Source organism: Amycolatopsis azurea DSM 43854 (assembly GCF_001995215.1).
Taxonomy (GTDB): Bacteria; Actinomycetota; Actinomycetes; order Mycobacteriales; family Pseudonocardiaceae; genus Amycolatopsis; species Amycolatopsis azurea.
The window spans coordinates 309,442-330,002 of the sequence record NZ_MUXN01000005.1; the positions used below are offsets into that span (position 1 = coordinate 309,442).

At 68.5% G+C, this 20,561-nt stretch carries 18 protein-coding genes; 9 read left to right on the forward strand and 9 right to left on the reverse strand.

Going from position 1 to position 20,561, the window contains the following annotated elements; all coding sequences use genetic code 11:
* Positions 1 to 10: 10 nt before the first annotated feature.
* The 4 genes from cydC to B0293_RS09470 all read right to left on the reverse strand — a co-directional run bounded on the left by cydC (position 11) and on the right by B0293_RS09470 (position 7,231).
* Complete coding sequence (gene cydC, locus B0293_RS09455) at positions 11 to 3,256, reverse strand: thiol reductant ABC exporter subunit CydC (protein ID WP_005149528.1); 3,246 nt, start codon at positions 3,254 to 3,256, stop codon at positions 11 to 13.
* Positions 3,253 to 4,260: a cytochrome d ubiquinol oxidase subunit II gene (gene cydB / locus B0293_RS09460; RefSeq protein ID WP_005149527.1), complete on the reverse strand. Its 1,008-nt coding sequence runs from the start codon at positions 4,258 to 4,260 to the stop codon at positions 3,253 to 3,255. The genes cydC and cydB overlap by 4 nt, the downstream gene beginning before the upstream one ends.
* A gap of 423 nt (positions 4,261 to 4,683) precedes the next feature.
* Entirely contained in the window at positions 4,684 to 6,195 is a 1,512-nt protein-coding gene (locus tag B0293_RS09465; protein ID WP_005149526.1) for a cytochrome ubiquinol oxidase subunit I, read from the reverse strand.
* Between the two features lie 82 nt (positions 6,196 to 6,277).
* Positions 6,278 to 7,231, reverse strand: coding sequence for a S41 family peptidase (locus B0293_RS09470; protein WP_005149524.1), 954 nt, complete (start codon positions 7,229 to 7,231; stop codon positions 6,278 to 6,280).
* Between the two features lie 187 nt (positions 7,232 to 7,418).
* On the opposite strand from B0293_RS09470, the gene B0293_RS09475 reads away from it, so the two are divergent.
* Together B0293_RS09475 and B0293_RS09480 are read left to right on the forward strand one after the other, a co-directional pair.
* The gene (locus B0293_RS09475; protein ID WP_039914838.1) at positions 7,419 to 8,006 is read left to right on the forward strand and encodes a TMEM165/GDT1 family protein; all 588 of its coding nucleotides are present in this window, start codon (positions 7,419 to 7,421) and stop codon (positions 8,004 to 8,006) included.
* 88 nt (positions 8,007 to 8,094) lie between these two features.
* Complete coding sequence (locus tag B0293_RS09480) at positions 8,095 to 8,757, forward strand: DUF998 domain-containing protein (protein WP_005149522.1); 663 nt, start codon at positions 8,095 to 8,097, stop codon at positions 8,755 to 8,757.
* A gap of 4 nt (positions 8,758 to 8,761) precedes the next feature.
* Here B0293_RS09480 and B0293_RS09485 read toward each other — a convergent pair whose 3' ends face one another.
* Positions 8,762 to 9,403, reverse strand: coding sequence for an IclR family transcriptional regulator (locus B0293_RS09485; protein WP_005149520.1), 642 nt, complete (start codon positions 9,401 to 9,403; stop codon positions 8,762 to 8,764).
* Positions 9,400 to 10,254 (reverse strand): hypothetical protein, encoded by an 855-nt coding sequence (locus B0293_RS09490; protein WP_005149519.1) that lies wholly within the window; start codon positions 10,252 to 10,254, stop codon positions 9,400 to 9,402. Before B0293_RS09490 ends, B0293_RS09485 begins: the two co-directional genes overlap by 4 nt.
* 85 nt (positions 10,255 to 10,339) lie before the next feature.
* On the opposite strand from B0293_RS09490, the gene B0293_RS09495 reads away from it, so the two are divergent.
* From B0293_RS09495 to B0293_RS09505, 3 genes are all read left to right on the forward strand, one after another.
* Entirely contained in the window at positions 10,340 to 11,515 is a 1,176-nt protein-coding gene (locus B0293_RS09495) for a homogentisate 1,2-dioxygenase (RefSeq protein ID WP_005149517.1), read from the forward strand.
* Between the two features lie 118 nt (positions 11,516 to 11,633).
* Positions 11,634 to 13,451, forward strand: coding sequence for a substrate-binding and vWA domain-containing protein (locus tag B0293_RS09500; protein ID WP_005149516.1), 1,818 nt, complete (start codon positions 11,634 to 11,636; stop codon positions 13,449 to 13,451).
* A gap of 11 nt (positions 13,452 to 13,462) precedes the next feature.
* Positions 13,463 to 14,203 carry a hypothetical protein gene (locus B0293_RS09505; protein WP_005149515.1) on the forward strand — a complete coding sequence of 247 codons (741 nt, stop codon included), beginning with the start codon at positions 13,463 to 13,465 and terminating at the stop codon, positions 14,201 to 14,203.
* A 2-nt stretch (positions 14,204 to 14,205) separates the two neighbouring features.
* Here B0293_RS09505 and B0293_RS09510 read toward each other — a convergent pair whose 3' ends face one another.
* The gene (locus B0293_RS09510; protein WP_005149514.1) at positions 14,206 to 15,213 is read right to left on the reverse strand and encodes a hypothetical protein; all 1,008 of its coding nucleotides are present in this window, start codon (positions 15,211 to 15,213) and stop codon (positions 14,206 to 14,208) included.
* A gap of 95 nt (positions 15,214 to 15,308) precedes the next feature.
* Between B0293_RS09510 and B0293_RS09515 the strand changes: the two genes are divergently transcribed.
* A complete protein-coding gene (locus B0293_RS09515; protein ID WP_005149512.1) occupies positions 15,309 to 16,097 on the forward strand; it encodes a DUF2470 domain-containing protein in 789 nt (262 codons plus the stop codon).
* Positions 16,098 to 16,628: 531 nt separating this feature from the next.
* Here B0293_RS09515 and B0293_RS09520 read toward each other — a convergent pair.
* Entirely contained in the window at positions 16,629 to 16,814 is a 186-nt protein-coding gene (locus tag B0293_RS09520) for a hypothetical protein (RefSeq protein ID WP_039914835.1), read from the reverse strand.
* Positions 16,815 to 17,270: 456 nt separating this feature from the next.
* Positions 17,271 to 17,732, reverse strand: coding sequence for a PPOX class F420-dependent oxidoreductase (locus tag B0293_RS09525; protein WP_005149511.1), 462 nt, complete (start codon positions 17,730 to 17,732; stop codon positions 17,271 to 17,273).
* Between the two features lie 23 nt (positions 17,733 to 17,755).
* Here B0293_RS09525 and B0293_RS09530 point away from each other — a divergent pair, with 23 nt between their 5' ends.
* The 3 genes from B0293_RS09530 (at position 17,756) to B0293_RS09540 (ending at position 20,487) form a co-directional block, all read left to right on the forward strand.
* A complete protein-coding gene (locus B0293_RS09530) occupies positions 17,756 to 18,553 on the forward strand; it encodes a CPBP family intramembrane glutamic endopeptidase (protein ID WP_039914833.1) in 798 nt (265 codons plus the stop codon).
* Positions 18,554 to 18,566: 13 nt separating this feature from the next.
* Positions 18,567 to 19,778 carry an arginine deiminase gene (locus tag B0293_RS09535; RefSeq protein WP_077241282.1) on the forward strand — a complete coding sequence of 404 codons (1,212 nt, stop codon included), beginning with the start codon at positions 18,567 to 18,569 and terminating at the stop codon, positions 19,776 to 19,778.
* Positions 19,779 to 19,935: 157 nt separating this feature from the next.
* Positions 19,936 to 20,487: a ferritin gene (locus tag B0293_RS09540; protein WP_005149504.1), complete on the forward strand. Its 552-nt coding sequence runs from the start codon at positions 19,936 to 19,938 to the stop codon at positions 20,485 to 20,487.
* The last annotated feature ends 74 nt before the right edge of the window (positions 20,488 to 20,561 follow it).

Below are 20,561 nucleotides of genomic sequence, written 5' to 3' on the forward strand. Positions count from 1 at the left end.
GCTATCGACATTAGTCGGCTCCGGCCATCACTCGCGTTGTGACGCGACCCTCACGTACTTCCAGGATCACGTCGGCGTCGCCCGCTTCGGCGGCGTTGTGCGTGACGTGGACGACGGTTTTCCCGGCGAGCGCCGCACCGAGCCGTTCGCGGACGGTCCTCGCAGTGGGCTCGTCGAGATGCGCTGTCGGCTCGTCGAGCAGGACGAGGTCGGCTCGCGCCGCGCCGAGCACGGCACGGGCCAGCGCGACCCGCTGCGCCTGCCCGCCGGACAGCCCGGCACCCGCGCTGTCCAGCATCGTGGTGAGCTCGACGTCTTCGAGAACGGCCTGGTACAAGGCTTTCCGCAGGTCGGCCTCGGACGCCGTCGGCTGGGCGAGGCGCAGGTTCTCGGCGACGGTGGTCGAGACGAGCATCGGTTCTTGCGGCGCCCAGGCGACATTCTCGGGAACGACGACGTCACCCTTGCTCGGCTTGAGGAAGCCGAGCAGGGCCGCGACGAGCGTCGACTTCCCGGCGCCGCTCGGGCCGACGACGGCGACGTGCGTGCCGGGCGCGATGTCGAGGTCGACACCGGTGAGGACCGGGTGCACCGCGTCGGGCCAGCCGAGGTCCGCGTTCCGGATCCGCACCCCGCCGGTGCCGGGAAGGGAGCTTCGTTCTTCGTCCTGAACGCCCCTTTCCCGACACTCGGCGAGGCGCAGACGGGCCTGGCGCAGGGTGTCCCAGTGCTGCGCGGCCGGCGGAAGAAGGGAGAAGACCTCCGCCAGCGCGAGCGGCACCAAGGCGACCACCGGCGCGAGAACCGGGTCCAGCGCGCCGGCGGCGACGGCGCGCGCGGCGAACCCGGTGCTCACGACGGTGGCGGCCCCCGTCGCCAGGATGATCAGGGCGTCGGCCGCTCCGGCGCCGAATGCCTGTCGCCGGGCTTCCGCGGTCAGCGCGGCGTCGGTCGTGGCGATCCGTCGGCGTCGCTCTTTGTCGACCCCGTACGCGATCAGTTCGGCGGCGGCTTCGAACAGGCTCAGCACCTGCGCCGACACCGAACGCCGTCCGGCGGCCAGCGCGCTGGTCGCGCGGCGTTCGGCCCGGAGCGCGAGCAGCGGCGCGAACGCGCACACCAGCACGGCCGCGGCCAGCACGAGTCCGGCTTCGGGCAGTACGGCGGCCTGGACCGCGACGGCACCGGCGGCCACCAGCGCGACCACGATCAGCGGCGTGATCACCCGGGGCAGCAGGTCTCGCACGGTGTCGGTGTCGCCGACCAGCCGCCGCTGTTCCTCACCGGCCCGGAGCGCCCGCGCCGGTCCGATCCGCACCAGCGATTCCCACAGCCGGACGCGCAGGCTCCCGGCGATCCGGAACGCGGCGTCGTGGGTGACCAGCCGTTCGAGGTAACGCAGCCCCGCGCGGCCGAGGCCGAACGTCCGCACGCCGACGATCAGCACCGTCAGGGTCAGGATCGGCGGCTGCTGCGACGCCTTGGCGATCAGCCAGCCCGAAAGCGCGGTCAGCGCGACCCCGGCGAGCAGGGCGGCGGCGCCGAGCAGCGCACCGCCGAAGAATCTGGGCCGGAGCAGGTGGCGCCACGGCACCGGCCTGGTCGTCGTCCGCTCGTCCGTCGTGGCGGCTTCTTTCACGAAGTCGGTCGATATGTCGACACCGGAGGTGCGTTCGTGTGCGGCGATGATCGCGGCGGCACCGTTGTCGACCGCCCTGCGGACAGCGGCCATGACCAGCCCGGCGTTGACCTCGTCGAGGTGCGCGGTGGGCTCGTCCAGCAGGAGGAGCCACGCGCCCGACCGGACGCGCACCAAGGCCCGCGCCACCGCGACGCGCTGACGTTGTCCCTGCGACAGCTTCGCAACCGGCCGTCCGGCCAGCCCGGTCAGCCCGAGTTCGCCGAGGATGTCGTCGTCGCCGACCTCGTCGCGGACCGTGCCCCCGCCGAACACCGGCGACTGCGGTACCCAGGCGACGTTCTCGCGCCAGCGGTCGAGGTCGGCGTCGGCGAGGTCGGTACCGCCGACGGTGATCGATCCGTCGTGGGCCTGCACGAAGCCGAGCAGGACGGCCAGCGTCGTCGACTTGCCGCCACCGCTGGGCGCGCGCAGCCAGGTCAGTTCGCCGGGCCGGACGGAGAACGTCTCGCCGTCGGGCGCGAACCCGCCGCGCCTCGAGACGCGGAGCACGCCGACGTTGACCTCTCCCTTGACTGGCGTCTCGGAACCGTTGGGCGGTAAGGGTTCCGCGAGTACGTCCGCGACCCGGCGCACGGCCTCGACGCCGTCTTCACTGGCGTGGAACGCGGCGCCGACCGCGCGCAGCGGCTGGTAGCACTCCGGCACCAGGATCAGGACGCCGAGCCCGATGGCCAGCGGCAGGTCGCCGGAGACCAGCCGGACGCCGATGACGACCGCGACCAGCGCGACCGAGAGCGTCGCGATCAGCTCCAGCGCGAACGCCGAGGCGAACGCGACCTTCAGGGTTTTGAGCGTCGTGCGGCGATGGCGTTCGGAGATCTTCCGCACCGTCTCGGCCTGCGCTTCCGCGCGGCGGAACGCGCTGAGGATCGGCAGCGCGCGGACGAGTTCCAGCAGATGTCCCGAAAGCCTCTGCTCGGCGTCGGCGGCTTCGGCGACCCGCTCGGCGGTGTGTTTGCCGATCAGGATCGCGAACAGCGGCACCAACGGCACGGTGATCACGACGAGCGCGGCCGACGGCCAGTCGGCGAACAGGATCGCGGCACCGGCCGCGAGGGGCACGATCGCCGCGGTCACCAGCGCCGGGAGGTACTGGGTGAAGTAGGCGTCGAGCGCGTCGAGTCCCTTGGTGGTCAACGAGGTCAGCTCGCCGTGCCCGCGGCGCGCGATCCATTCCGGGCCGAGTTTCAAGGCGTGGTCGAGGGCCTTGGCGCGCAGTTCCTCCTTCGCTCGGGCCGCCGCGCGGACGGAGACGATCCGCACCGCCCAGCCGGTCGACGCGCGCCCTGCGACGAGCGCGAGCAGCACGGCCAGCTGGGCGGTGCGGTCCCCCATGGTTCCGCGGACGACCGCGGAGAGGACGTCGGCCAGCAGGAACGCCTGGCCCACCAGCAGTACGGCATTGCAGAAGGACAGGATCGCGCTGAGGATCAACGCCCGGCGCGCCGCACTCGAAAGTGGAGCCAGCGCGCCGAGCGGACCCTTCCCCGGTCGCGCTGGGTCCATTGTGGACTCCGTGGCGGAAAGGGTGTCGCGGCCGGGAAGTTCGGTCATGGTGCGTGCACCGGTGGGATGTGCCGGGTGCCGATGCGCTTGCGGAACACCCAGTACGTCCAGCCCTGGTAGATCAGGACGGCGGGAGCGCCGAAGAGCGCGACCCAGGTCATCACGGTCAGCGTGTACGGGCTCGACGCCTCGCCCGCGATGGTGAGCGTGTTCGCCGGGTCCAAAGTGGACGGAAGGACGTTCGGGTACAGGGCCACGAAGATCGCGACCGCGGCGGCTCCGATGACCCCGCCGAGCGCGGCGAACGCCTGCCCTTCCCGGCCCGCGCGGATCCGGAACCAGGCGAGCACCGCGGCGACGACGGCGATGCCGATGAGCAGCAGCGTCCACAGGTCGCCCGAGCGCAGCTGCACGACGATGAGGAACGCGAGCAGCGGCAGGAGCGCGACCGGGAGCAGGCGCGTGGCCAGGTTCCGCGCGCGGTGCCGGAGGTCGCCCTCGGTCTTGAGGGCGAGGAACGCGGCGCCGTGGACCAGCGAGAACCCGACGACCGCGATCGCGCCGAGCAGCGCTTCGAGGCTCAGTGCGGCGAACGGGCCGCCGACGCGGTTGCCGTCGGCGTCGAGCGGGAGGCCGAGGGTGGTGGTCGCGAGGAGGAGGCCGACGCCGAACGGCGGGATCCACGAGCCGATGCCGATGACGCGGTCCCAGTTGCGGCGCCAGCGGTCGGAGTCGACCTTGCCGCGGTACTCGAACGCGACGCCGCGGCCGATGAGGGCCAGCAGGACGACCAGGAGCGGGAGGTACGCGGCCGAGAACAGCGACGCGTACCAGCCGGGGAACGCGGCGAACATCGCGCCGCCGGCGACGATCAGCCAGACCTCGTTGCCGTCCCAGACCGGGCCGATCGTGTTGACCATGACGCGGCGCTCGGTGTTGTCCTTCGCGAGGACCGGCATGAGCATGCCGACGCCGAAGTCGAAGCCTTCGAGGAAGAGGTAGCCGAGCCAGAACAGGGCGATGACGCAGAACCAGATCGTTTCGAGGGTCATCGGGTGCTCACTTTCCTGGCTTCCCGGGGCTTCCTGGGCTGAAGGGGACTTTCGCCGCATGCGATGCGGCGAAGGGAGCCTTCGGTGCGTGCGATGCGGTGAAGGACCCCTTCAGCCCGCTCGGCCCCCTCAGCCCGCTCGGCCCGCTCGGTCCCGCGCCCGGTCACCTGTCCGTTCCGGACGTTGCGAAAGCCACTTTCGCAACGTTCAAGGTTGCGAAAGTGGCTTTCGCAACCCGCCGCTACCACGCCTGCCCGCCCGATCCGGCTCTCCGCCCCCTGCTCGCCCTGAGTTATCCACAACCACCCGAGTTGTCCACAGATTGGCTGTGGGTAACCCACCTGAGCGACACCCCCGATACGCTGGGTGCGGGGCCGTCCCCCGGGAAGGGCGGGGGGCTGGGCTGGTGACGTCAAGAGGCGATCAGTAGGCGAAGGCCAGCGCGTCGTCATCGCCGTCACCGCCTTCGGAATCGCTGTTCTTGCTGGTCGAGGTCGGTTTTTTGGGTGGCATGACGGCGTCGACGCCGCCGCGGACGTACTTGCGCATCAGGAAGACCTCGACGACGCCGAGCGCCGCGTAAACGGTCGTCAGAGCGATCAGCGACGTCCAGACCTCGCCTGTGGACAACTTCGAGACGGCCTGCGCGGTGAACATCCACACCCCGTCGACACCGGTCGGGTTGGGCACCACCACGAACGGCTGGCGGCCCATCTCGGTGAAGATCCAGCCGGCGCTGTTCCCGATGAACGGCGTCGCGATCCCGCCGAGCACGAGCCACGGGAACCAGCGTTGCCCGGGGATCCGCCCGCGCCGGGTCAGCCACAGCGCGAGCAACCCGATCCCGGACGAGATCGCGCCGAAGCCGATCATCGCGCGGAAACCCCAGTAGGTCACCGGCAGATTGGGCACGTAGTCGATCGGCTTCCCCGCGAGCGAACCGAGCTGCGGGTCGTCCGGGTAGTTCGTGCCGTACTTCGCCTGATACTCGGTCACCAGGTTCTCGACACCCTTGACCTCGGTCGTGAAGTCGTTGTGCGCCAAGAAGGAGAGCAGCGCCGGCACGTTGAACGTCTTGACGTCCTCACAGTTCGAGCCGCTGACGTCGCCGATCGCGATGATCGAGAAGCTCGCCGGTTTCTCCGTATGACACAACGCTTCCGCCGAGGCCATCTTCATCGGCTGCTGCTCGAACATCAGCTTGCCCTGCATGTCGCCGGTGATCGCCAGCACCGCGAAGGCCACCACGCCGGTCCAGCCGCCGAGACGCAACGACGAACGCCACACCGCGCGGTGCTCGTCGTCCTCCGAACGCTTGCGCCACAACCGCCAGCCCGCGACACCGACCAGGAACGCCGCCGCCACCGAGAAGGCGCCCGCGAGCGTGTGCGGGATCGCGGCCAGCGCGGTGTTGTTCGTCAGCACCGCCCAGATCGAGTTCATCGTCGGCTTCCCGTCGACGAACTCGACGCCGACCGGATGCTGCATCCACGAGTTCGCCGCCAGGATGAAGTACGCGGACGCCACGGTCGCCAGCGAATACGCCCACGCGCACGCCAGGTGGACCTTCTTCGGCAGCTTGTCCCAGCCGAAGATCCACAGCCCCAGGAAGGTCGACTCGACGAAGAACGCGACGAGCCCTTCCATCGCCAGCGGCGCGCCGAACACGTCACCGACGAACCGCGAGTACGCGCTCCAGTTCATCCCGAACTGGAACTCCTGCACGATCCCGGTGACCACGCCCATCGCGAAGTTGACCAGCAGGAGTTTCCCCCAGAACTTGGTCATCTTCAGATAGCGCACATCACCCGTGCGGACCCAGGCCGTCTGCATCCCGGCGACCAGGACCGAAAGCCCGATGGTCAGCGGGACCATCAGGAAGTGATAGACGGTGGTTATGCCGAACTGCCACCTAGCGAGATCGAGAACCTCCACGCCTCAAGCCTGCTGAACCCGGCGAGGCCCCGCCAGTTCAAGTGGTCCCGTCCTCGACAGGACGTAGGTCCCGCACCCTGGTTCAGCCGAGATCGGCGAGTGTGAGCCTGGCCTCGTCGGCGACCTGCCGCCGCACCCCGGAATCCCCCAGTGTCAGCACGTGTTCCAGCGCCAACGCGTACGCGGTGCCGAACGCCGCTTCGGCGTCGACAGGGATGTCGGGCCGGACGCCGACGCCTTCCCAGTTGGTCCCCGTGATCGGGTTCACGGCCCTTCCACCCGGGACGGTGACATCCAAATGGGTGTCCACTTTGTACTGTCGCCGCGGGTTCGCCCCGCCACCGGTGACCGCGCCGACCGTCTTCGCCCGGCCCAGCTGCTGCAGCGAGTAGCTCAGGTCCTCGGCACCGGAGAACGTCGTCGCGCTCGTCAGCACCCACACCGGCTTGTCCGCGCCGAACTTGCGGCCCGGTACGTACGGCAGCGTCCAGAACTGGTTCGTCACGTCACCGTCGCGCAGATAGATGCTGTTGAAGTGCACCGGCTCGTCGACCAGGTAGCTGATCAGCAGCGCGACCGTCGTCGGATCCCCGCCCCGGTTCTCCCGGACGTCGACGAGCAGCGCGTCGGTGGTCGCGAGCAGCGTCATCGCCGCGGAGAGGGCCTCGCCGGCGATGTCCGGCCCGTAGAACAGCTTGGTCTCCAGGTAGCCGACGTTCCCCGCCAGCCGCCGCGCCGACGCGATGCCGTGTCCGTTCAGTTCCGCCTCGATCCGGTACACCTCCGGGTCGTAGGACTCCCCGTTCACCTCGGGCAGCGGGTCGACGTGATGACGCAACCGCAGATGCTTGTCCCCGTTGACCGACTGGAGGTCCTGGGTCACCTCGGCGGCGAAAGCCTGGTCGTCGAGCCCCGCGTACGCGCCGTCCGCCAGCCTCGCCCGCAGGTACACCGTCAGCTTCTCGGCGACATCAGGGAACACGTAGTGGTCCTTCAGCCGCTCGCACACGTCCTCGATCCGCGCTCTCTCGTCCACGATCGCCGACGCTACCAGCGCAGCCTGAAAAAAGAATTCGGTTCACCGAAATCTCCTTTCCGCTCCACCGAGGAATACAATTCGACCGCACATGCCGTCCGATTCGGAAATGCGATCAGCTTGCCTTTCCCTGAATCGCCCCTTTATCGTTGCAGTGAAAGGGGTGGGATTCATCATGTCTGGTTCGATGTTGGCGCTGATCAGCGCTTTTGGCCTGGTATTGGCCGTGGAGCTGCCCGACAAGACCCTCGTCGCCACCCTGGTTCTCACCACCCGTTTCCGGGCATGGCCGGTATTCGCCGGAGTCACCGCGGCCTTCGCCGTGCAATGTGCGATCGCCGCCACTTTCGGCAGTGTGCTCACCTTGCTTCCGGAGACACTGGTGACCGCGATCGTCGCCGCGATGTTCGGTATCGGCGCGTACATGCTCCTTCGCGAAGGGTTCAGTCCCGGCCAGGACGGCGGCGAAGACGCGTCGCGCTCCGGAGCCGGTCCCGTGTCCTTCCTCCGCTCCGCGCTGACGTCGTTCGGCGTGCTGTTCGCCGCGGAGTGGGGTGACGCCTCCCAGCTCGCGACGGCCAGTCTCACGGCCCGCTTCGGCAACCCGTTCGCGGTCGCGCTCGGCTCCTTCGTCGCGCTGGTCGCCGTCGCCGGGCTCGCCGTCTTCATCGGCGCGAAGGTCCGCAGCCGCATCCGCCCGAAGCTCATCCAGCGCGTGGCGGGCTTCGTCTTCGCCGGGTTCTCGCTGTTCGCGCTGGCCCAGCTCGCCTTCTGAGGCCCACGGCTTTTTCACAGGATCGCCGGGTAACCTTTCGGGAACGAAAAGGTGAACACCCGCCCCGACGTGCCTGGAGAAACCGGTCGTGACCTCGCCGAAGACACTCGCCGTTTCCCCCGTGCACGGCAGGCTCGCGGTCCTGGGCATGGCGGTCGCCGTCGCGATCTCGATCGACCTGCACCTGCGGCTGTCCAGCCAGGTCAGCCCGATCTGGCAGACGCTGTCGGAGTACGTCTACGGCTATCTTTCGCCCGGTTCGACGGCGGCCCCGCTGTTCGGCGCGATGTGCCTGGCGCTGGGGTTCGGTTCGCTCGCCCTGCTCGGCGGGATCGCAAAAGCGCACCGCAGGGGGTACGAGTCCGTACTCGTCCTGCTCGGCGTGTGGTGCGCCGGGCTGTTCGTCCTCGCGCTGGTCCCCGTCGATCCCGAGGGCCAGGCGCGTTCGCTGGCCGGGCAGATCCACAACTACGCGGCGCTGACGGCCTTCCTCGCGCTGCCCGCGGCCGCCTGGGTGCTGACCCGCCCCGGCCGGGCGCGCTGCCCGTGGGAGCCGCGCCGCACGACGATCCGGCGGCTCGCGGTGGCGAGCTTCGCCGCCGTGGTGATCGTGCTCGGCGGCTTCGTCTGGACGATGCTCACCGGTCCGTCGCATCAGGAGGTCACGCTCGGCCTGTTCGAGCGGCTCCTGTTCGCCGTCGACCTCACCCTGCTGGCGACCATGGTGCGCCCGCTGCTCAGCACCCGCTGACGCGCTACTCGGGCTGCTTCAGCACCTCGGCCAGCCGGACGGCGGCGCTCACGACCGCGGGCCCCACCACGGAGGCGTCCAGTGGCTCCAGCGAGACGACGCCGAGGCTGGCCTTCAGACCCGGCACCCCGCGCACGGGCGCGGCGACCCCGGACGCTCCAGCTTCGAGTTCACCGGACGAGGTCACCCAGCCTTCGCCGCCGCCGGGGCGCAGACTCATCGCCTTGCCCGCCGCGCCGGCGGACAGCGGATGGCGCGTGCCGACGCGGTAGGCGACGTGGAAGCTCGTCCAGGACGGTTCGACGACCGCGACTGCCTGCGCCTGGTCCCCCTGCGCGACCGACAGGTGCGCCGTCGCGCCGACCTTCTCCGCCAGCTCCCGCAGGACCGGCCTGGCCGCCTCGCGCAGCTGCGGGAGGACCTGCCCGGCGAGCCGGAGCAGGCCGACGCCCAGCCGCACCTTGTTCCCGTCGCGCCACACCAGGCCGCGTTCGGACAGCGGGACGAGCAGCCGGTAGACGGCGGCCCGGCTCGCGCCGATGGTGACGGCGAGTTCGGAGATCGTCGCCGCCTCGCCACCGGCGTCCGCCACGGCCTGCAGCAGCGCGAGCCCTCTGTCGAGGGTCAATGACCCTTCGCGGGTCACAGCAACCCCAGTTCTCCCAAGTCGGCGACGGGCTCGTCGAACGACGCCGCCGCGTACGAGGCGAAGAGCCCGCGAACGGCCTTCGCGGCCGGCTCCGACATCCCCTTGGCCTCGGCCGCGAGCGCGGCGCCGTCGGTCGATTCGAGGGCGGCGCGCACGTCGCCGCCCGAAAGGCACCGCGCGGACGCCACGATCAGGTTCAGGAACCCGTGGTGGGTGAACCCGCTCGACTCCTCGGTGTGCCGGACGGCGCGGTGCAGGCTGTTCGTCGCCTTGAACGACGCCCCGGTCGAGCCGCTGACCACCGCGAGGAAGTCGGCCACCTCGTCGACGCTGGGGAAGTTCTCGCCCGCCTTGCCCCCGCAGCGGATCTTCGGCCAGCTGCCGTGCTCGATCACCTTCCGCACGCCGTCCAGCCAGCCGACGCCGCGCCGCGGCTCGACCACGCGGATGACGTCCTCGGGCACGAACTCGGAGACGCGCTCCAGCCACACCTCGTCGACGTCCGACGGGGCGGGCATCTCCACCATGCGCAGCGCGAGGATCTCGCTGCGCGATTCGACGATCGAGATCGCCTTCGGGACCCCTCCGAGGCCGGTGTCGATGATCAGCGACAGCGGCAGCGGTTCCTTCGGTTTGATCTTGATGAGCTCGGTGATGAGCTCGGGCAGCCGCGACGCCTGGCACAGGAACACACCGAGGACGCCGGAGTGTTCACCGGCCCTCGACGCGAAGTGCGCACGCAGCGCTTCGGGCATGGACGCCTCACCGGGCGGGAACAACGCCGAGTCGTCGACGAGCCGCGCGAACAGGGGAGGGATTCCTCGGGGGCCGGGTGGCGTGAGTTCCACAGCGCTTGACACGACTGACACGCTAGTAGCGTACGACATCAGGACAAAATCGTTCGCACAACGGACACGTTCCGGGGAGATTCCGATGCCTTACTACCGGCAGGTAGGCGAGATCCCGCACAAGCGCCACACGGCGTTCCGCAAGCCCGACGGGGGCCTGTACGCCGAGGAACTGATGGGTGTCGAGGGCTTCTCGGCGGACTCGGCACTGCTCTACCACCGCGGCCTGCCCACCGCGATCGTCGACGCCGTCGCGATCGAGGACGAGCGTGGCCCGATCACCCCGAACCACCCGCTGAAGCCCCGCGCGTTCAAGACCCACGATCTCAAGTTCGGCGACGCCGACGCGGTCACCGACCGGCGGCGGCTGTTCGGCAACGCCGACGTCACCATCGGCTTCGTGCACGCGAACCGGCCTTCGCCGCTGTACCGCAACGCGGCGGGCGACGAGCTGTTCTACGTCCAGGGCGGCAGCGCGACGGTCGAGACGATCTACGGCTCGCTCGAGATCGGCGACGGCGACTACCTCGTCATCCCGACGTCGTGCACCTATCGCGTGCTCCCGCACGACGACGGCGGGGTCAAGCTGCTGACCATCGAGGCGCGCGGGCACATCGGCCCGCCGAAGCGGTACCTGTCGGCCAAGGGCCAGTTCCTGGAGCACTCGCCGTACTGCGAGCGCGACATCCGGGGCCCGTCCGAACCGCTGGTCGTCGACGGCACCGACGTCGAGGTCCTCGTGCGGCACCGCGTCGGGCTGACGCGCTACACCTACGCGACCCACCCGTTCGACGTCGTCGGCTGGGACGGCTGCCTGTACCCGTGGGTGTTCAACATCGACGACTTCGAGCCGATCACCGGCCGCGTGCACCAGCCGCCGCCCGTGCACCAGACGTTCGAGGGGCCGAACTTCGTGGTCTGCTCGTTCTGCCCGCGCAAGGTCGACTACCACCCCGAGTCGATCCCGGTGCCGTACAACCACGCGAACGTCGACTCCGACGAGCTGATGTTCTACGTCCGCGGCAACTACGAGGCGCGCAAGGGTTCCGGGATCGAGGTCGGCTCGCTTTCGCTGCATCCGTCCGGGTTCACGCACGGGCCGCAGCCCGGCGCGGCGGAGGCGTCGATCGGGGCCCAGTTCTTCGACGAGACCGCCGTCATGGTGGACACCTTCGCGCCGCTGGATCTCGGCGAAGCGGCCGACGCGTCGGAGGACCACGGCTACGCGTGGACCTGGTCCGGCCGGGGTCCGGGCGCCTGACGACCCCCTCGCGGCCGTGGCGGGATAAGTACCGCCACGGCCGCAACGGTTCGGCAACGTCAAGGCAGGCAAGGCGAAACCTCCGGATAATCGGTCTTCCCACCGGCGGAGGTTCTCCATGGTCGTGAATCCTCAGCAGTCCCGCGGCGGCCGCAAGGTCCTGGCGTTCGCGGCCGCGGCGGTGGTCGCGGTCGGCCTGATCATCGGGCTGCGCGCGATCACGAGCGACTCCGGCGAGGAGGCCGCGGAAGCGAAGTGCACGACGGGCGACGCGGTCAAGCTGCAGGTGTCGTCGTCGCCGGAGAAGGCGGGCGTGGTCGCCGAGATCGCCAAGGGCTACAGCGGCCGCACGGTGGCCGGACGCTGCGTCGATGTGCTCGTGCAGTCGAAATCCTCCGGCACCGCGATGCAGGCGCTGTCGCGCGGCTGGAACGAGGCGGTCGACGGCCCGCGGCCGGACGTCTGGACGCCGGCGGCGTCCGGCTGGGTGAACCTGCTGCGCCAGAACCTCGCCGGCACCGATCACCCCGCCCTGGTGCCCGAGGGCGACCCGGAATCGGTCGCGAACGCGCCGCTGGTGGTCGCCATGCCGAAACCGATGGCCGAGGCGCTCGGCTGGCCGGGCAAGGGCATCGGCTGGAAGGACCTCGCGGCGCTCGCCACGGATCCCCAGGGCTGGGCGAAGTACGGGCATCCGGAGTGGGGGAAGTTCCGGCTGGGCAAGACGAACCCGAACATCTCGACGTCCGGCCTCAACGCCACCATCGGCGCCTACTACGCGGCGACGGGCACGTCTTCGGACCTCACCGCGAACGCGCTCGCGAAACCGGAGGCGCGGACGTTCGTGCAGAACGTCGAGCAGGCGATCGTCCACTACGGCGACAACACGCTGACGTTCCTGACGAATCTGCAGAAGGCCGACGACCGCGGCGCCGCGCTGTCCTACATCTCGGCGGTGACGGTCGAGGAGAACTCGCTCGTCGGCTACAACCAGGGAAACCCCACCAACGACCCGGCGAAACGCGGCCAGCACGCGCCGCCGAAGGTTCCGCTCGTCGGCATCTATCCGAGCGACGGCACGCTCAACTCCGATCACCCGTTCACCGTGCTGAACTGGGCGGACGACCTCCACAAGCAGGTCGCGGCGGACTTCCTCGGGCATCTGCGCGGCGCCGAGGCACAGCAGAAGTTCAGCGACATCGGCTTCCGCACCTTCGACGGGAAACCCGGCTCGCAGACCACGTCGGAGAACGGCGCCCAGCCCGACGGGAAGCTCAACCTGATCCGCCCGCCGAGCCCGCCGGTGCTGACCGAGGTGCTGAAGTCGTGGAAGGACCTGCGGAAGAAGGCGAACGTGCTGCTGGTCGTCGACGTCTCCGGGTCGATGGGCGACAGCGTCGGCGGGACCGGGAAGAACAAGATGGATCTCGCGAAGCAGGCGGCCGTGGCGTCGTTGCCGCAGTTCAGCGACGCGGACAAGGTCGGGCTGTGGATGTTCGCCACGAAACTGGACGGCGGCAAGGACTACTTCGAACTCCGGCCGGTGTCGCCGATCGGCGGTGAGCCGGGCAGGCAGGAGCTGGCGTCGCGGCTGAACGGGCTGACGCCGCAGAGCGGGACCGGGCTCTACGACTCGTCGCTCGCGGCCTACGAGTTCATGAAGCAGCGGCTGGACCCGAACGCGATCAACGCCGTCGTCGTGCTCACCGACGGCCGGAACGAGGATCCGGGCGGGATCGATCTGCCGAACCTCGTCGGGCAGCTGCGGACCGAGGGCAGTGGCGAGGCGGTGCGGATGTTCACCATCGCCTACGGCTCCGACGCGGACCTGGACGTGCTCAAGGAGATCGCCGAGACCACCCAGGGCGTGGGGTACGACTCGTCCAAACCGGACTCGATCGACCAGGTCTTCACCGCCGTGATCTCGAATTTCTGAGATCCTCGGATATGCGCTTCGTCCGTGAGCTAGCCGAACCGTGGGGACTGCTCCTCGCGGCGACGTCGGCGGGTGCGGCCTGGGCGGTGCAACTGCCGGTGGTCGCCGCGCTCGGCGTCGGCGTCACCGTGCTCGCCGCCCGTGCCGGGGTCGCCGCCGCCACGCGGCCGAAACCCGCGCCGGAACTCGAAGAGCGGGCACTCCCCGACGTCGAACCGGGATCGCCCGAGGCGGACTGGCTGCGGCGCGCGGAGGCGGCCGCCGACGGGTTCCGGTCGATTTCCGGCTCGCTCGACGCCGGCCCGCTCGCCGACCGGGTGGCCGACATGGAACCGGTGGTGCGGGAGACCGTCGACACCCTGCGGCGGCTGGCGGGCCGCGCGACGGCCACCGGCAAGGCGTTGAAGCGGGTGGACGTCGGCGCGGTGTCCGCCGAGAAAGCGCGGCTGCGCAAGGAATTGAAGACCGCCGACGACGACATCCGCGGCGACCTGACCCAGTCGCTCGAAGCCGTGCAGGCACAGGAAGACGTGCACGCGCGGCTTTCGAACGCGCAACGGAAACTGTTGGCACAGCTGCGATCCGGCGCGCTCGGCCTCGACGGGCTGGTCGCCAGGGCGGCGGAGTTGTCGGCCGCCACCGGCGATTCGCTGCTCGACACCACGACGATCGGCGAGCTGGGCGAGCAGCTGGAAGGGATCCGGCGCGGCGTCGTGGAGACGGAGGAAGCGACGCGGCGCTCGCTCGGCTGAGCTCAGCGGCCGAACTTGACCGGCCCGAAAACGGCGTGACCGGGCACTCCGGCCTTCGCCGTCCTCCCGGCCATCGGCACCCCGAGCACCCAGAGCCGTCCGGTCGCGGCGATGTTCGCGGCCAGGGACAGATCCGAACCGCCGGCCCGGACGACGACCTCGCGACCGTCGGGAAGGACCGTCCGCCCCTTCATGGTGACCATGCCGAAGAGGTTGACCGAAGCCGGTCCGGAGATGACGGCGAGTTCGGTCCACCGCGGCTCAGGGGACGGCCGGGTCATCACGACGGCCGTGATGACGAGGCCGATCGTCGCGAGGAGGCAGAGCGCGGCCAGTAACCGCGCGTCCAGCACCAGGGCACTGCGACGGTCCGGGAAATCGATGACGATCCAGAGCGAGAAGGCGGCCGCCACCAGCGCGATGCCGGCGGCGAGCAGGTAGTACGAGGCCAGGAGCCGCCGCTGCAAGGTGAGCATCCGGCCCGACGAGACCGGCTGGGGCGTCAGCGGCGTCGAGCCCTTCACGGGAGCGTCCCGGAACACGCCGCGCCGGGGAACGATGACGCCGGGAAGCAGGAAGAACGGGCCGAGTACCCATATCCGCCGTTGAGCCGCGAGTTGCGCGCGGAGCGGTGCCGGCAGCCGGACGACGAGCCATCGGTCGTCGAACGGGACGCTCACCCGCGCACCGGCGACGACGGCGCCGTCCAGCCCGCTCACCAGGCGGAACGGCTTGCCGGTGAGCTTCCGCATCGGCGAGCATCCGGCGAGCAGGACGTACCCGAAGTAGAGCGAGACCGGTGTCATGAAGCAGACCAGGAACGCGGGCACGGCGACCCCGTACCGCCCCGAAAACGCCAGGAAGACGCCCAGCGCGACGATCATCCCGGCCGTGAAGACCAACGTTCCGTAGGTCACGGTGAGCCGGTCGAGCAGGGCCACCAGGACCGGCGTGTTCGCCGCCGGAACCCCTTCGGGTGGTTCGAGGCCCCGGATTCTGTGCTCTTCCACCTGGTCAACCTATACGCGCTCGTCGAGAAGTGACCGAGACTACTTCCGTTCGCCACGCAGATCAGGTTAGGCTCACCTAACTTAGGAGGTGAGCCGTGACCACACCGACGTCCATTCGCCGCCCGCCGGCGCCGAACCCCGCGGAACGCGCGAAGACGATCGCCACGCGCAACGGACCGGCGACGCTCATGCCGACCGCCGAACAGCGCGACCAGCCAGGACAGTACGGCCGCGTCATCCCCGAACTGCACCACGTGCACACGAGTGGCAGCGTCAGCGTGCTGCTGCCGGACGAGCATCACCTGGTGAAACGCGCGCACGAAGCGCAACGCGGCGAACTCGCGGTGATGGTCGAACTGACCGATCAGGCGCCGGTCGACCTGCGCGAGCCCATCCGCGGACTGCTGTGGATCACCGGCTGGCTCCGCCCGCTCTCCGAGGTCTCGGCCCGCGCCCGCGCGGTCTCCATCGCCGAAACCCGGCCGGACGAGCGGCTGCTGGACGTCGGTCATGGCCTGACGCTGCTGAGGCTGACCCCGGCGTCGCTGGTGCTCGCCGACGCCGAGGGCACGCACTCGCTCCGGCCTCACATGTTCAGCGCCGCGCCGCCGGACCCGTTCCACGACTACGAGGCCGCGTGGCTGCGGCATCTGGAGACCGACCACGCCGACGTCGTCGCGCAGCTCGCCAAGCACGTGCCCGCCGAACTGCGCGACGGCTGGATCCGGCCGCTCGGGCTGGACCGCTACGGCCTGCGACTGCGGGTCGAGGCCGACTCCGGCGACCACGACGTCCGGCTCGCGTTCTCCCGTCCGGTCGAAGGGCCGCAGCAGCTGAGCGGCGAGATCCGCCGCCTGGTCGGCTGCCCGTATTCGTTCGGCTAGGCCCCAGGAGCTGCCAATAGGCGAAGCGAAGGGCCACCAAGCACCCAATGTTCCAAAACCCCTGCTCAGAGCAGCCTAGCTGGTTTCACCCTCAGCGAGAAGCTGACAACTTAGCGTTACATCAATTTCGCTGCCAATAACTCGGACATTCAGGCATTGCCCCGGGGGGTCATCGAAAGCATTTGGTGCACTAGAACACTAAATATGAATGATATTCCGAAAAATTTCATGTTTCGCCAACGGTGAGATCCAGATCCACTGACCCATCGACATTGAGACCCACCCCACGGATCCACCCAAAAGTACCACTTGAGCTGCGGTTTCACCACAAAAAGACACCGGTCAACAAGCTTTGTGAGCCTCAGATTTGAGATACCGCTTTTGGAATCACGCTCGATGTGTTTAGAGTGACGCGTCACTTGAGTAGAAAATACTCGCAAGCTTGTAACGCTAGTACCCCCGCTTGCGACAGCCAGGCTGGCGGACTATGGGGACTGGCCCCAGATGTGCAAGATCTGAGGCCAGTCGAGCTCAGGAAAAGATCCTGAGCACCCCGTCCACCGCCTGAGCGATGGCGAGGACTACCTGTGCGCCGGTGACAACGCGCCGGGCCTTCTGGGCCCGGCGCTCATCATCGTCCCGAGGTTCCGGTCGCTCCGAAGCGGGGTCTTCGCCCTCCGGACCGACTTCGTCACCTTCAGGATGCTGCTTCGCCATGTCGGCGCTCCTCCTATCTTGTTGATGTTCGACCCCCCGTACGGGACTTGGTCGAGCACGCCACAAGACGGAACACGGACAGGTTCTACAACCACCTGAAGGCCTGGAACCTCAGACTGCCGACACTTCCACAGAAGACGTCGGCTGGCGAGTAGCGACGGTACGTAATCGAAGCCGCGATCGGAAATTATTCGAGTGTGACCTGCATCACGGTAACCCAGGGACATAGTGTTGCGATAGGTGCAAAACCACTGATCAGAGCCTTGTTACCGCAAAGTATGTTCACGCAAAGACAACACCCAACGTGAGGCATGCGTCACGTGATTAGGCGTCAAATAGTCCGATTGAGCGTCATTCAAATTTTGTAAGCGCATGCTCATAATGTAGTTAGCATGAAAAAATACCTGGCGATCCGAGAAGAACTTGTCGAACGTCTCGCTGCCCGTATTCGTTCGGCTAGGCCAGCTCCGCAGGGAAGCCGCCCTTGGCGATCGGGCCCCACGATTCGATGGTGACGCGGATGATGCTCTTGCCCTGCTTCACCATCGCTTCGCGGTACTCGTCCCAGTCGGGATGCTCGCCCGAGATCGCGCGGAAATAGTCCACCAGCGGCTCGACCGAGTCGGGCAGGTCGAGCACCTCGGCGGTGCCGTTCAGCTGGACCCACTGGTCGTTCCACTCGTCGGACAGGACGCAGGCGGACACCTTCGGCTCGCGCCGGATGTTGACCGCCTTCGCGCGCTTCGGGTACGTGGAAATGACCAGACGGCCTTCGGCGTCGACCCCGCAGGTCACCGGGGAGAGCTGCGGGCCGCCGTCGGCCTTGGTGGTCATCAGGATGGCGCGATGACGGGTGGACAGGAAGTCGACGAGCGCGGCCCGGTCGACGGTTTCGTTGGTCGCGATACTCCTGGGCATGACCCGACGGTAACGTGCGGCCGATGAGCTGGCTGCGTCCCGAACGCCCGGCGCTGCCGGAGTTCGTGGAGGACCCGGCGCGCCGTCGCGCGATCGTCATCGAACTCGTCGTGGTCTTCGGGATCACCCTCGGCCTGTCCGGGGTGCGCAGCCTGCTGTCCCTTGTGGACTCACTGCTGCAACCGGTCCCGCTGGCGCAGCAACAGGCCCAGCTCAACGTTCCGCAGGCGACGCTCAGCCTGGTCGACCTGCTCAAGCAGCTCCTGAGCGCGGGCCAGCTGGTCGGCTGGGGCGCGCTCGGGCTGTACCTGTTGTGGCGTGGTGGGATGAAGCTCGCGGAGATCGGGCTCGACAGGAAGCGTCCCGGCCGCGACATCGTCCACGGGCTCCTGCTCGCCGCGGTGATCGGGATTCCGGGGCTGGGACTGTACTTCCTCTCCTACGGCCTCGGCTTCAGCCTGTCGGTGCAACCGTCCACTTTGGGCGAAACGTGGTGGCGGCCGATCACGCTGACCTTGTCGGCCTTCGGGAACGCGTTCGCCGAAGAGGTGCTCGTCGTCGCGTACCTGCTGACCCGGCTGCGGCAGCTCGGGCTGCGCGAGAACACGTCACTGGTCGCGTCGTCGGTGCTGCGCGGGTCGTATCACCTGTACCAGGGATTCGGCGGTTTCGTCGGCAACGTCGTGATGGGCCTGGTGTTCGGCAGGCTGTGGCAGAAGACGAACCGGCTGTGGCCGCTGATCGTGGCGCACACCGCGCTGGATTTCGTTTCCTTCGTCGGATACGCGCTGCTCAAGGGGCGAGTTTCCTGGCTTCCCTAGCTAGTGTGAAACGGTGATTGACGAGACGACTCCACCCCGAGTTGACAGCGAAGTCGGCCCCCTGCGAGCGGTGCTGCTGCACAGGCCCGGCAACGAGCTCAAAAGGCTCACGCCTCGCAACAACGACCAGCTCCTGTTCGATTCCATCCCCTGGGTGGACCGCGCGCAGGAGGAACACGACGCGTTCGCCGAGGTGCTGCGCGGCCGCGGTGTCGAGGTGCTGCTGCTGGCCGACGCGCTGCGCACGGCGCTCGGTGACACCCGCGCCCACGCGGCCGGTGTGCACGCGGCCGTCGACGAGCGGCGGCTCGGTCCCGATCTGGCCGATTCGCTCCGCTCCCATCTGTCGAGCGTCTCGCCCGCGGTGCTGGCCGAGGTCCTGATGGCGGGTATGACGTTCGAGGAGCTGCCCGCCGCCGAGGGCGCCTCGCTGGTCCGGCTGATGAACCACCCGAACGACTTCGCCGTCGATCCGCTGCCGAACCTGCTGTTCACCCGGGACTCGTCGGCGTGGATCGGCAACCGGGTCGCGGTCTCCTCGCTCACCATGCCCGCGCGCGTCCGCGAGACCGCGGTGCTGGACCTGATCTACGCCTACCACCCGTGGTTCCGCCACGCGGCCCGCGCGTACGGCGCGCATTCGGCGCCGATCGAAGGCGGCGACGTCATGTTGCTGTCGCCGGGCGTCCTGGCCATCGGCGTCGGCGAGCGGACCACCGCGGCGGGCGCGGAGTCCCTCGCCCGGTCGGTGTTCGCCGACGGGATCGCGCACACCGTGCTCGCCGTCCCGATCCAGCAGACCCGCGCGACCATGCATCTGGACACCGTCTGCACGATGGTCGCGGCCGACGCCGTCGTCATGTATCCGCTTTCCCGCGATTCACTGACCGCCTTCACCATGCGCCCCACCGACGACGGTTCGGTAAAGGTGGAAGGACCCGCCCCGTTCCTCACCGCGGCCGCCGAAGCGATGGGAATCGATCGCCTCCGCGTCATCGACACCGGACTCGATCCGGTCACCGCGGAACGCGAGCAATGGGACGACGGGAACAACACCCTCGCGCTCGCCCCCGGCGTCGTCGTCGGGTACGAACGTAATGTGGAAACCAACGCGCGCCTGGCGGAAGCCGGTATCGAGGTGCTGGCCATCACCGGCTCCGAGCTGGGCTCCGGCCGCGGCGGGCCGCGCTGCATGTCGTGCCCGATCCGGCGCGAAAGCATCTGAGAAACAGATTAAGTAAGCCTTCCCTAATCATTTGTGATCGATTAGGGAAGGCTTACTTAATTGAGGTGGACCTATTGTCGGTAATGGTAACCTAATAGGGGGGAGATCACCAGGAAGAAGTGGAAATCCGATAGGGAAATGGCGTATCTTCGAACACATGGCCCTCACCAAGAAGCAACCGCGCTCCAAGTTCTACGAATTGCTGCAGGCGCAGATCCACAACGAGTTCAACGCCTCCCAGCAGTACATCGCGCTGGCGGTCTGGTTCGACGCCGAGGACCTGCCGCAGCTCGCGAAGCACTTCTACAAGCAGTCCGTCGAGGAGCGGAACCACGGGATGGCGCTCGTCCAGTACATGCTGGACACCGACCACCACGTGGAGATCCCCGGCACCGGCGACGTGCGCAACGACTTCTCCGACGTCCGTGAGCTCATCGAGCTCGCGCTGCAGCAGGAGAAGGACGTCGCGACCGACATCCAGCAGCTGGCCAAGGCCGCGCGCGCCGAAGAGGACTACATCGGCGAGCAGTTCACGCAGTGGTTCCTCAAGGAGCAGGTCGAGGAGATCTCCCAGATGTCCACTCTGCTCAACATCGTCAAGCGGGCCGACGGCAACCTGTTCGAGGTCGAGAACCACCTGCACCGCGAGTCCGTCGGCGACGGCGGCGCGGACTCGAGCATGCCCCCGGTCGCGGGCGGCGCGCTCTGACGCACTGACCAACGCTCCCACCACAGGGAAAACCCGGGCTCTCCCCCTTGGAGCAGCCCGGGTTTTCTCTTTTC